Origin of the sequence: Fulvivirga kasyanovii (assembly GCF_009711405.1) — a bacterium.
GTDB classification, from domain to species: domain Bacteria; phylum Bacteroidota; class Bacteroidia; order Cytophagales; family Cyclobacteriaceae; genus Fulvivirga; species Fulvivirga kasyanovii.
On sequence record NZ_SMLW01000670.1, the window covers coordinates 8,827 to 21,526 of the forward strand.

Below are 12,700 nucleotides of genomic sequence, written 5' to 3' on the forward strand. Positions count from 1 at the left end.
CGGTTTACAAAAAATCATTTTGTTTAAACTAGACTCAAAATTGCTCGTCATTGTGATGAGCGAGGGACAGCTTGCCCCGAAAGCTTTCGGGGAGCGAAGAAGCAATCCCCTGATTATGGAGAAGAAACGGAATCCCAAATATCACCTTGCAAACAATTTTTTCCCTGCAGAGCCTCTCGTAGAACTCTGCGTCATCTCTGGCAAAGCACTAAGCCTTAGATAACAGGTCCTTCAATTGATATTTGTTGTATTCGTCTTTGTTTGAAGCCTTAGCTTTTAGCAAGTCGTTCTTGAGTTGAACCTCTAGTAATATTTTAGCACTTATACCAAACATGCTTTCCAGCTTCAAGGCATGGTCTATATTAAATTTCCGTTCCCCGCTGAAATACTTGTTTATATTTCTTGGAGAGATGTCAATATATTCAGCAAAATGCTTCTTCTTAATTTCCATTTGGGACAGGATGGCATCAATAAATTCTCCCAAGAGGACAACATTCCCGCTCCCTTTGTCATCCGCATAATTTCTCAATTTGAATCTGAATCCAGTCAGAATATCATTTACTTTATCATCAGACGACCGCTCCTCATATAATTTACGTCTATGTTCGCGTATCTTATCATGTTCATTTTTGGTTAATTCCCTGGACTCCTGCCCTCCTATAATTTCATCAAACTCATTGTTTATCTTATCCTTTTTCATGTTTGTAGTCTTTAAAGTAACCTCACCATCAATTCCTGTCCAGATATTCTTTAATCAAACGCTTACTTTGATCTTGATATATCTCCATATATCCAAAAGGATTTTTATTTGCTCCATATTTCTGTCTATACAATTCTTCAAGCTCCTCAACGGACTTCTTGCTTTTCCCTGCCGCCAGAAAAGTTAGTATACCCTTATCTTCTGCCACTCCCTGTTCAAAACTGAGTCCACATGCATAGGCAATTAAGCACCCTGCAACATGTTTGTATTTTCCCTGTTTGCCCTTGTTATGTGGTGCTACTTCCAAAAAATTCATAAAGGGCCCAAAGGTTTCATGTATTGAGAAGATCATGCACCCTTCAATCGTTTCGGGAGTATCTTCATGAACTAAAATATAAGCTCTTGCATTTGTTGCTTTACTGTGAAGGTTAAATATCCATCCATCCTGAATTGAAGGCAGCTTTCTCTTATTTCCTTCTTTAATAATCGCTCTTTTCAGCTCACCTGAACTGACCTCTAAGATCTTTACCTTCATTTTTGCTTCTCATGCTTATTAAAATTATGCCAATGTAAAGATACAAAAATACCGTCATATTTGTATGGTAAAATAAAAATGTCGTCATATTTGTATTGATTTTCAGGAGGCTCTTTCTTAGTCTTGCATAGCTTTGAATGGTGTAAATGGGTTCCCAAAATGTGCCCTTGAGAGGACTACATGAAGTACCTGCTACATTACGGAGAACACCCTCCGACCTACGGCCACCTCCCTCAAGGGAGGAATAGGGCGGTACAAGGAATATGGAATGTCAGCTTATTTAGAATTGCTTTCCAACAGTGACTTCTTCCCTGCAAAGCCTCTCGTAGACGATCAGAATGGAGAACTCGTTCATCTCTCGGAACAGGGGGATCGCTTCCTCCTACCGTCGTCGCGATGACGATAAACTAAAGTAATGATAGCATCCGGGATGCATTGGTTTTACCTCCTACTACTCAGACAAAAAAAAGACTTCCGAATTTTTGATCTCCGGAAGTCTTTAGCGTGATTCTATTCTTTAGAATTAAGGTGTATCACTACCTGCCTTAATCACTTTTACTTCTCTGCCGGCTATTACGGCACTGATAGTATTGTCGTACATAGCCTCACAACTGATGGCAGGCATATAGTAGTCTCCCTGATAGCTTGAGTTCAGTAATATTCTGAAGGTTTTCCTTTCGTTTGGCCTCAGGTCAAAATAAGTGTAAACCCTGTCATCACGAATGTCCTGATAATCTGGTTTGTCCTTAGCAGTATAGTCTTCGGTATCATTCAGCCGGGCATTGTGTATTTCCCAGCCTGACGGGAAGATCTGCGTAAGAGCCATATTTTCATAGGTACCTCTGATGCCCGGGTTCGTAATGGTAACTTCTGCCACAAAGTCCATTCCCTGCTCCAGGGTTTCAGGATTAATGTATTCACCATCGGTATTGGTATATGAAACCGTCATTTTCAGGTTGCTTTCTGATGATTGCTCCTGACCTCTTGTAGGTGTACCTTCAAGGATCAGTCTTGCGTAAAGAATGCCTGATGTCGGATTATTCACCTCAATACTGTTACCGCTAACCTTCTTTACGTTAAGGTCTGCCTGAGCCACCGGCAACTGGGTTGCAGCCTTTACAGCACCTGATCCGTTGAGTTTATAGCTAAAGGTAATTTCCTTGGTACGGTTTTCTCCTCCGGCAAACTGCCCTATAGCAATAAGACTATAGGCAGTAGTCTGAGTACTCATCCAACGACTGTTATCTCCAAGTGCTGCAGATAATCTTTGAAGCACCGGTACCGCTTTTTTCCTTTGATCAAGCATACTCAATGTCTCCAGGATCATAGCTTCGTCCCGCGTGGATGATCCGTAGGTATAGCTCAGTTCACGATAATCCTTCACTACGGTCTCCAGGTTTTCTACCAACTTCTCAGCGGCTTCCTTCTGCCCTGCCTTCACATAGGCTGCTGCCAACCTCCACGCTGCTGCTGACGACAGGTTTCCTTTTTCACGCAAACGGTTCATGGCTCCGGTTTCTGCATCTCCGGCAAGCGCCAGGGTGTAAAGGCGATAAGCCTGCATTAACTCGGAGCTATAGTAATCATTCGTTTCTCTCCATTCCGCTGCTTTTCTCTTCTGGTAGCGCTTCCATTGTCTGAGCATATTTCCTGGCACATTATAGCCTCTCTTCTCGGCCTCCACCAGAAAATGGCCCGCATAGGTCGACCCCCAACTGTTTGAATCATCACCTCCCGGCCAGTAGGAGAACCCTCCGTCACTCTTCTGGAATGTTTTCAAACGCTCTATGCCTGCTTTTACATTCTTCTCAATCCTCGCCTTTTCAACATCGCTTAACTGCGTAATTTCTGCAAGATATAGCTGAGGAAAAACGGAAGAAGTAGTTTGCTCAATACAACCGTGAGGATACTGAATAAGGTACTTCAATCTCTTCTCAAGGTTAATAGGCGGAATATTGGATATCTCCAGCGTGGCGGTATTTGTGCCTGCCATGCCTACAAGATCAAAATTCGTATTCCACGATTGCCCTGCCTCGAGCAATGCATCCATTACCGTTACCACCGGTGGGTTAGGGTTCCTCACATCAAGTTCAATGTGGTGGTTAGCTTTTTTACTTCCGGAAGTAGCTACAATATCAACATTACCTATACCCAGTTGAGGCTTCACTTTCAGGTCAAAATAGATTACCTTATCCCCAACTTCACTAAAGGTTACCGATTTGGTAGCAGGCCCTACAATTTCGATCAGGTCATTGGTTTCGATCTTCACTTTTACGTTTTCAACTCCTTTTTCCTGAGCAAATACAGTTACTGGCAGCTTCACGGTTTCCTCTGGCCCTAATACCCTTGGCAGTGTACCCAAAACCATCAGCGACTGACGTACCGGTGTTGCTTTTTCGGCATTGCCATATGCGCCTTCATATCCTGCCACTACCATCGTTCTTACCGAGCCTATGTATTGAGGCATTGTGAACTTGTGGGTATTGGTTTTTCCTTTTTCCAGTGTAAATGGCCCCAGGTATTTAACTACCGGCTCAAAGCGGTTGGCTTTGGAGTTGGGTTTTTCCTCTCCTTCATCATCACCACCTATGGCGAGCAGCCTTTCCAGCTTGCCCCCGAAAGCTCCAAGTACGTACTCATAAAGATCCCAGGTTTTTACTCCAAGCGCCTCGCGAGCATAGAAAGTATGCCATGGGTTCGGTGTTTTGAATTTGGTAAGGTCAAGCAAGCCCTCATCCACTACAGCTACGGTGTAGGTCATTTTCTTCTGGGCTTCTTCTGACACTTTAATAGTTACCTCCTCACCGGGAACAAGTACATCTGGCATCTGAATCACCGGCTTAAGTATAGTTTTAGGATCTTCCACAGCAATCGGGATCACACCATACATACGGATGGGCAGGTCATTTACAGTCTGCTCATGCTTTTGAAGCAAGGTTACAAATACGTAAATATTAGGTGCCATTTCGCTTGAAGCTTCAAAGGTGAAGGTAGTTTCTCCTTTTTGAGTCTGCACCCAATGTGTTTCAAGAACCCTGCTACCGGTTTCGATACTTACCAGTGCCCTGCCCTGATTACTGCTTGGTATGGTAACGGTCACTTTTTCACCCACCTGATACTTTTCCTTGTCGGAAGTGAAATTTAACATGGTGGCTCCGCCAGGCACGCTTCCACTATCTCCTCCCCAGGAGGTATAGTGTATTTCACCGGTACAGTGGCCACTTACAGGGTCACATACCCTTACGTAGTAACGACCCCAGTCGTCCAGCTCAAATTTGAAAGTACCCTTTCCGTTCGTAGTATTGGCTTTCCCTTTTACTTTAGGGTCCATACTGTTGCGGCTGATATAGTTGGCTACGGATTCACCATCCTGATTCCACCACCAGCGCCAGCCAAGCCTGTATACCTCTACTTCAAGATTGTTTCTTGATATAGGTTGCCCTTCGGCATTTACTGTTGCAATGTCAATCTGATTAGGCTTGTTATAGTACAGCCTGCTCCATGATTTTGATTCAGGTAGTTTCATACCCACAAATGAATTGTAGGGATAGTAAGGCATGCTGAAATTGTCAATACTGAAATTGCCACCTTCTTCAAACACTTTCCCTTTAAAGAAGGCTTTCAACATACCCGGTGCCGCGGTTTCAGTGGACAGGCTCGCATTTACCGTGGCCTTACCTTCCTCATTCACATAGCCTTCAAAAACTCTTTGGCTTTCGCTCTGGAAATCCCTCGCCGGATCATCAAAATTATAGGCCATGAACTTATCAAATTTGGTTTTTGATGGAACTAACAGCACTTCAAACTCTGTTTTCAAGTTTCTGGCAGGCGCTCCGTGCAGCCATTTCACTTCAAGATCACCTTTGACGTAACTGTCCTCAGAGGTAATTTTGTCTTTTCCGAAATCGAGGTTGATCTTTAACCTGTTCGGTTTTACGGTTTCAATTTTTATTCTCTCGGAAAATTCAGCTCCACCTACTTTTACTTTGGCAGACCAGTTTCCTGTAGGTGCTTCCGGGCTGGTTGGTACGCTGAAGTTATAGAAACCATTCTCCCCGGTAGAGCGAACTATCTTCCTATCTAATTGGTAAGAAGGGTTGTACAGCTCAAATATTACGGGGTGAGTTTCAGGTAGTTTTTTAAGCTTATCTTCCAACACAAAAGTCAGGTGCAGTGTATCACCCGGACGCCATACTCCGCGCTCCCCATAAATATAGCCTTTCAAGCCTTCCTCTATCCTTGAACCGGAAACATCGAAGTTACTCAGTGATAAGGAAGCTCCATCATTTACTTTCAGGTATCCTTTTTCATTATTTCTGCTTGCTACAACCACAAAAGGATTTTTACTAAGCGCCATAACAGCAAAGCCATCCGCATCAGTGATAGCAGAGGCCAATACCTGCTGCTGAAAATCGTAAACATCCACCCTTACACCAGTAATAGGCTCAGTAGTTTTCAGGTCGGTTACGGCCACCATCAGTTCTCCGCTGTTGCCTCTTTTGGCAATCACACCCAGGTCAGAGGCCAGCAAATTTCTTTTTACACTTTTGTCGTCGCCGTAGCTGCTGTAGTAAGAGACGTGGCATGGGTTATCGCGCTCGTCCCAGCGGTAGTCCGGATCATAGTGGTAGGATTCGTACGAATCATAGGCACTAAATTCATCGTCATCATCTTCCCAGTCCTGCTCTTCCAGTGGTACCATATTCTCCTCTGCCTCAGTTTCTCCGCAGTAATATGAAGATTGATGCTTACGGAAACCTATGCGCACCTGATAGATCGCACCAGGTTCAGTTTTTATCAATTCGGATATATCTAATGTGAAACGGTTCCACTTGCCAAGGTCAATAATACCGGAAGTGTTTAAAGGAACTGTTTTACGAAGCACCGGCTTACCCACTCTTCTGAGTTGCTGGTTGCCATCAAGGTCATTGGTCTGTAAAAACTGGATAACGTTGCTCTCATAGATCTTGATAATCTCAACATCCACGGCTTTCAGACTTACTGCTTCGAATGGGAAGATCAGTCCGTTTGAACTTGGTAAAATATTGCCTTGTCCTACGAGTCTCACTGCCGGGCTGATCTGGGCAAAGGTTACACTTCTGGAGTCTCCTTCGTTCATTTTATAATCAAGAATATTCCTGATCCCAGGAGAGACTGTAACGGTCTTATCTCCGGTTTGTCTTACCGGTGGGTATACAAAAACCTGATTGCCTTTGATATCAAAATCCAGGGAGTACAAACCTTGAATGGTAATAAGGCCTTCAAGGTTCTGCTTTGGCTTTATGGGGTCAGAAAATTGGAGTACAAGGTACTGATTGGGACTCTGAACCACTTTCACGTCCACCAGCGTAAAGTCTCCCAGAGCCGGAATTACTACTTCTTCATCCAGTTTCTTATCTATATCCAGAGGTGAGCCATCCAGGCTGATCTTTACGGTACTCTTCTGGTCTTTACGTTTAACATCTCCAATGATAAAACGGTGCTCATTCTGTGTGTGTGTCCAGGCCATGGGCAGTGTCGATCCATCCTGCACAGCCTGGGCTGCTTTTTCAACGTCCTTATCATCCGCTACGTCGGCAGTATAAACCACACCTATGATCCGTTGTTCTTTTAAAGCAGTTTTGTCAACTGTTTCGATGTTTTCAATTTCTATATCAAAATTTTGCTCAACTATCTGGAACTGATACTCAAACTCCCCCAGGTCTTCCGACACCTTCGTAACTTTCCCCAGGTGAAATCTGGCCTGATAAACCTGGCCCGACTTCATCCTCTCTGATGGCTGGAATTCCACAGTTCTTGCATCGATCCATACTGCTTTGCCATCAATGCCCGGATCAAAACTAAATACCTTTTTATCTACCTCCTGCCCTATCTGTGTTGAGTCGGCAACATCCATTGCCAGGCGGATGCGGACATAGGATCTGGATGAAACCACTCCTGCCGTGTAGGAAGATATATATGCTGAGAAGGCCGGATTTATTTTTGTCTCTTCTATATCTCCTGCTTTCCCGGTACGATTAAAATAAAAAACTGCGAGCAACACGACGACAATGCCGACGGCCGCTCCAATGAAATACTTGTTTTTGTTAATTCTTTTGACTTCAGTCATAGTAGTTATGTGCTTGTATATTTTGAGGCCAACAATATCGGAAAATAATTTTATAATAGAGCTAATTTTACCCTTGCTTGTATGAAATTTTTGTAATCAATAATTTTGTCCGGATCAAAACCAATACCATGAAAAAAATATTATACTCAGTTTGCGTTTGCGCCATAGGCATCGTTGCCGTGTCATGCGGGGAAGGGAAAAAGAATGAATCTCAGGAAATAACTATTGAAGACAAAGAGCTACCGGCCGAAGAAAGGGCTGAAAAGGCCTTATATGACGAGGTAATGGCTGTACATGATGAGGTAATGCCTCAAATGGACAACATGATGAAGCTTAAGGGAGAGCTTCAGGTAAAGCTTGATATGGCCAGGGAAAAGGAAGAGAACGATGAAGAGGCCTTAAAAAATCTGGAACAGGGCATAAAGCAACTGGAAGAGGCTGATGAAGCCATGATGCAGTGGATGCGTGATTTTGAGCCTCAAGACAATGTTGAGGACCATGATCAGGTCATGAACTACTATACGCAGCAAAAATCTGAAATAGAGAAGGTAAGAACCATGATGCTAAGCTCTATGGAAAATGCCAGGAAACTGCTGGGCAACGCTCAATAACTTCTCAAGCCAGGCTGCAAGCCTGCCCATGACTTGCAGCCTGTTACTTAAATAAAATTGCCTTCAAAGTACCCGTCTTCCAATACGATTTGCCCTTCCCCCATCCGCCTCTGCCATTGCATTTCTCGGTTATATTGCCTAAATTATACTTATACTAAATAGAATCGGTATGGTCAATAAATTCAACCATTGGCTGGATTCTATCCACCCTCCGATATGGGTAGATTTCCTAAGGATCGCGGTAGGATTGTTTATCGTTTACAAGGGAGCGATTTTTACCATCAATTTTGAGAGTTTTACGGAAAACATAGCCTCAGTTGGCTGGATTTTTATCGCAGCACACCTCGGACAGGTTATTATTTTCGTGCATCTGGTATGTGGGATTATTCTTATTCTCGGAGCTTATACCCGGCTTATGAGCTTTCTCAATATCCCCATACTTGCCGGAGCGGTCATTTTTAACTATAAAATGATGCTTACCGCTAATAATTATATGGAGTTGCCTATGGCAATTATCATATTGGCGTTGCTTATCCTGATATTTATTACCGGGTCAGGCAAATTTTCACTAGACGAAAGACAAAGAAGGGCTGATCAATTGAGGGCCCATTAGGGATCAAGTCGAATTTCTGGGGAAATCGCCTCAGTGTTTTACAGGCGGCTATGAACAGCAATCAGTAAAAGTGGTTGACAAACCAGGATGAAATAGCATTTTATTTCTTATCCGTTTGCTCTACATATTTTCAGCCTGATCCTCTGGTCAGCAATGACGGATTCCACACAAAAGAGGCTGCATTTAACTTCACCCGTTAGTTTGTATATTCAAAATCAGGTTTTTTAGGAGGGGGAAGTTGTTTATGCAGCCTCATTTTTTACCCCTGGCAAATATCCCACCCTTTCAGGGCTTGTTCCCTGATACCCATAACATACAAAAGGCTGCACCTTTTGCTGACAGATAGCGCTCTTTCAGAGCTATAGTTGCATTTCCTTATGATCCAAGGGAGATAACCAAACTTTACCAATGCCTTATTTCAGCTATGCTCTATGTTTTCCACTTCCCAGCGGATGTTTCCCAAAGAGGACTCCACGGCATTTAGATTGCATACACCTGATATTATGTATCTGGCTTTGCGGAGTTCGTTTCGAAAGTTTCGCTGAACAATGAAAGAAATATTCAAAACCAAAAGAACACTTGCTGAACCGATCCCACTAAAAGACTAATGCGCAGGCACTAAACTTCTCCCTTGAGGGAGACATGCAGATTGTAAAAATCGGCATAGAGGGTGTCCTCCGCGCTTTCAAATAGCACCGGACGTTTCTTTCAGGATGGTAAAACACCCCTTTAGCCCTCCCAACCGCACCGGCTTTGGTTGGCATGCCCTCTCCAACGCGATCCAGTGCGAAAAGGGATTTTTCAACTAACAAACTGCTAGTTTTCAATGTTCAATCAAATAGAATCAAGTTATTTCCTCATATAAACATTACCGTATTTGGATTCCAGATAGCACTTTGTACCTCCACCGTTTAGCTTTTTAGATACTACAGTCCATTTATCATAGTCGAGTATATCGCTACCGGTACGGTCAAAATCCACTTCCAGATCGGTAAATATTTCGCCATACTTGGTTCTGGCCTGAATGTCGCGCCTGGAGGACTGGGGAATTTTAATATCTACTCCTCCGTATTTCGCATTGACTTCCAGCGGGGCTTCATAATCAAGTATTTCTACTATACCGTACTTGGCGTTGACCTGCAGAGCCATGCTGGCAGGCATAAACACCTCCAGTTTTATTTCTTTATGAACACCCTGGGAAACATATTCATGGTCATTGCCATGCTCCCTGAAAAACTGTTTCAATTCCGGATCATTCCAGTTGTCGGTATTGAAAACGTAGGTCTCCCCGTTTTTTCTGACAGTGATCTTCTTCGGAAGGCCATCAAGATTTTCTATTTCAGAGTTGATAACGAGCTTATCGCCTTCTAAAACCGAGGTTAGCTTAAAAGCATTGTCATTTTCACCGTTATTGATGATAACAGTCCCTTTGATCACCAATTGATTTTTATCCCACGACCTGACCTGAACCAGCTCGGGATACTTAAAATTTAATGAAATTGAACGGACTGCTGATGCATCAAAGGTTTGGTTGACCTGGGTCTGGCTATATAATATTCCAGGCAGCACAAGCAGCGCTGATATGATAAGATTTTTCATTGTTGTTGAGTTTAGACCTTTGTTTGAATTGTTTGAAGGTTCAGGTTTCCTGCCCTTCCGTAGGCTGAGAAGAGCAGGAAACCTGAGCATCTTTGGTGTTTGTTGTTATCGGAAATGAGAAGTTAAACCTGACCAGGGTTTATTTGCCTCTCAGGTAAACATTGCCATGGGTTGCGGACAGGGACAGGTTGACACCGCCACTCCCCAGCTTGCCATTGATTTTTTTGGAACCATAGACCTTCATACCATCGGTATTTTCTACTTTAATATCCAGGTCAGAGTACACCTCTCCCCAGTTGGTAGATACATTCAGGTTGGCATTGGTGGAAGCGGGTATAGTTACATCCACATCCCCGTGCACAGTGGCAATACTGCTGGGCAAATCCTGAAATACGCTGGTAAAGATCACATCTACATTTCCGTGGACGGAGTTTACTGTCATCGGGCCAGTTACATCGATCATTTTGATATCTCCGCCAAGCGTCTGCACTTCTATCTCACCGGTGATATTCTGCGCATGAAAATCATCTCCATGAATACTGGAGTTAACATACTTTACTTTCACACCTTTGGGAACTTTCACCACATATTTGGCATCGTCATTTCGCGCCACCTGATGCACTACTTTTCGGTCTTTGCCTTCATCTTTCACGGCCAGGCCGATACCAGTGTTATCAGACAAACCCATACCATTGACCGGCCTGAGCCCTTTGGCTCGTTCCGGGATCTTGTATGAACCTGCCGTTTCAATGACCACTTCGTTGCCCGAATAGCCCTCAACAGCCACATTGGTTAGCTCTTTCAGCTCCAGCACGCCGGAGGTCATGGCTATTTTATGCTGGGCCAGAGCCGGCAATGCCAATAAGGTAAATACTAATATCCCTAATACGCTTTTTACTTGAGTTTTCATTTGTTCTATGTTTTGTTATCCTATTTATTTTGAGTCCTGATCACTCAGCACTTAGTGCACATTCGTACTTCGTGGTCATGATAATTTAAAAACTGCCATGTGGGCCTCGTCTTTTACCGTCTCCATGGTCTTTTTATCTTCTATAATGTTCTTTAACTCGTCCAGCGCCCTTTTTTCCTTAAGCTGAACCATCAGGTTGATCAATGTGATCTGAATCAGCGGATCGGTTTGCGACTCCATAGACCTGATCAGCGCATCCATCACCTTAGGTTCTTCTGCAAATTTTGACAGCGCTTCAACAGCCGCCAGTCTCACATTGGTATTTTCATCATTGTTCATTGTCCTGATCAGTGCGTTCACTATTTCATCATCTGCACTGCTCATTGCATATGAGGCATTGACTCCCTGCAACCTTCTGCTGGCCGAAGAATTATCGGTAAGGGATTGCATCACCAGGCGTTTTGTAGCTTCCATCTCTTTTTTGATCTCGGCAATTTCCTGATCGTTCTGATCATTTTTCATCAGCCACATACCTATGAACACACCTGATAAAATCAGGGCAAAAGAGGCAGCTATCTTAAGCGGGGAGAACTTCCAGCCGTTTTGATCCAGTGGCTTTACTTTTTTATTGTTTTCAGCCTCAATTTCAGCCGTCAGTGCGGCCTCAAATCCAGCCTTAAGGCTACTGTCCGGCTCCAAGTGCCTGTCATGCCCCAAAAGCTCCATGGTCGCTTTCAGCTCTTCATACTTTTGTTTGTTCTCAGGGCTCTTTTCAATGTATTTCGTCACAAACTCCCTGAGTTCACCTGTGAGGTTACCGTCAATATAGTCTATCAGCAGGTCATTCATTTTCTTTTCATCCATGACATTAAATCTTTTCCAGTTCCAAAAATTTTTCCCTCAACTGCTTTATTGCCCTGTGTACTTTCACTTTCACATTGGCCACCGAGCAATCCAGCACTTGCGCTACCTCCTCGTATTTCATCTGCTGAAACCTCGTGAGGATCAGTATCTCCCGCTGCTCGGGCTGTAGCTTGAACAGCGAAATGTAGAGGAGCTTCTGCCGCTCATCTTCCACCATCACCTCGTCTACGGCAGCTATCTTGTTTTTAAGGTCTTCCACCTCTGCATAATCAGAAAACAGCATTTTATTTCTCCTGAAATGGTCAGCATATATATTTCTGGCCATCTGGTAGATCCACGGCCTGAATTGTTTATCCTGACGGAAGGAAGCTCTGTATTTTATCATTCTTAAAAACACATTCTGCGTAAGGTCATGCCCCAGGTCACGGTCAAAAGTGATTTTAACAAAGAAGTTATACAGCGGCTTATGATAGCGATCAAAAAGCTCCGAGGCTTTTTCGAGATCTCCGTTCTTCACGGCCATCATGAGCATTTCGTCTGTCATCTGATCTGTTTTGAGTTTTTGACTTTTGAATTTTCAGGTTTGGATACCGGGCTTGCTTCAAAAGGTTACAGGAAGTTAAAAAACTTTTTCAGGGATGGATAGGTGGTTAAGTTGAATTTCAGTGGAGACAGAACTTTTCACCCCTTTGTTTACTGACAGGTGTTAATGACAGGGAGCAAAATGGTGATCAGTCCGAATTTCTGGGGAGGGCATGA

Annotated in this window: 10 protein-coding genes; 3 read left to right on the forward strand and 7 right to left on the reverse strand. The window is 43.6% G+C overall.

Features of this window, described 5'->3' with window-relative positions; all coding sequences use genetic code 11:
- Positions 1–223 (forward strand): hypothetical protein (locus E1163_RS31075; protein ID WP_221418092.1); only part of this gene is annotated, 223 nt, incomplete at its 5' end.
- Here the strand turns inward: E1163_RS31075 and E1163_RS27315 are convergent.
- The 3 genes from E1163_RS27315 to E1163_RS27325 all read right to left on the reverse strand — a co-directional run bounded on the left by E1163_RS27315 (position 209) and on the right by E1163_RS27325 (position 7,344).
- The gene (locus E1163_RS27315; RefSeq protein WP_155176437.1) at positions 209–700 is read right to left on the reverse strand and encodes a helix-turn-helix transcriptional regulator; all 492 of its coding nucleotides are present in this window, start codon (positions 698–700) and stop codon (positions 209–211) included. The genes E1163_RS31075 and E1163_RS27315 overlap by 15 nt on opposite strands.
- A gap of 28 nt (positions 701–728) precedes the next feature.
- The gene (locus E1163_RS27320; RefSeq protein WP_155176439.1) at positions 729–1,235 is read right to left on the reverse strand and encodes a hypothetical protein; all 507 of its coding nucleotides are present in this window, start codon (positions 1,233–1,235) and stop codon (positions 729–731) included.
- Between the two features lie 523 nt (positions 1,236–1,758).
- A complete protein-coding gene (locus E1163_RS27325) occupies positions 1,759–7,344 on the reverse strand; it encodes an alpha-2-macroglobulin family protein (protein ID WP_155176441.1) in 5,586 nt (1,861 codons plus the stop codon).
- A 128-nt stretch (positions 7,345–7,472) separates the two neighbouring features.
- Between E1163_RS27325 and E1163_RS27330 the strand changes: the two genes are divergently transcribed.
- Complete coding sequence (locus tag E1163_RS27330) at positions 7,473–7,955, forward strand: hypothetical protein (RefSeq protein ID WP_155176443.1); 483 nt, start codon at positions 7,473–7,475, stop codon at positions 7,953–7,955.
- 169 nt (positions 7,956–8,124) lie between these two features.
- Positions 8,125–8,568: a DoxX family protein gene (locus E1163_RS27335; protein ID WP_155176444.1), complete on the forward strand. Its 444-nt coding sequence runs from the start codon at positions 8,125–8,127 to the stop codon at positions 8,566–8,568.
- An 849-nt stretch (positions 8,569–9,417) separates the two neighbouring features.
- On the opposite strand, the gene E1163_RS27340 is transcribed toward E1163_RS27335, so the two are convergent.
- From E1163_RS27340 to E1163_RS27355, 4 genes are all read right to left on the reverse strand, one after another.
- Positions 9,418–10,167, reverse strand: a complete 750-nt coding sequence (locus E1163_RS27340; protein ID WP_155176446.1) for a hypothetical protein — start codon at positions 10,165–10,167, stop codon at positions 9,418–9,420.
- A 139-nt stretch (positions 10,168–10,306) separates the two neighbouring features.
- Positions 10,307–11,077: a DUF4097 family beta strand repeat-containing protein gene (locus E1163_RS27345; protein WP_155176448.1), complete on the reverse strand. Its 771-nt coding sequence runs from the start codon at positions 11,075–11,077 to the stop codon at positions 10,307–10,309.
- A 75-nt stretch (positions 11,078–11,152) separates the two neighbouring features.
- Positions 11,153–11,941 carry a HEAT repeat domain-containing protein gene (locus tag E1163_RS27350; protein WP_155176450.1) on the reverse strand — a complete coding sequence of 263 codons (789 nt, stop codon included), beginning with the start codon at positions 11,939–11,941 and terminating at the stop codon, positions 11,153–11,155.
- A 4-nt stretch (positions 11,942–11,945) separates the two neighbouring features.
- Positions 11,946–12,485, reverse strand: coding sequence for an RNA polymerase sigma factor (locus E1163_RS27355; RefSeq protein WP_155176452.1), 540 nt, complete (start codon positions 12,483–12,485; stop codon positions 11,946–11,948).
- Positions 12,486–12,700: the final 215 nt, after the last annotated feature.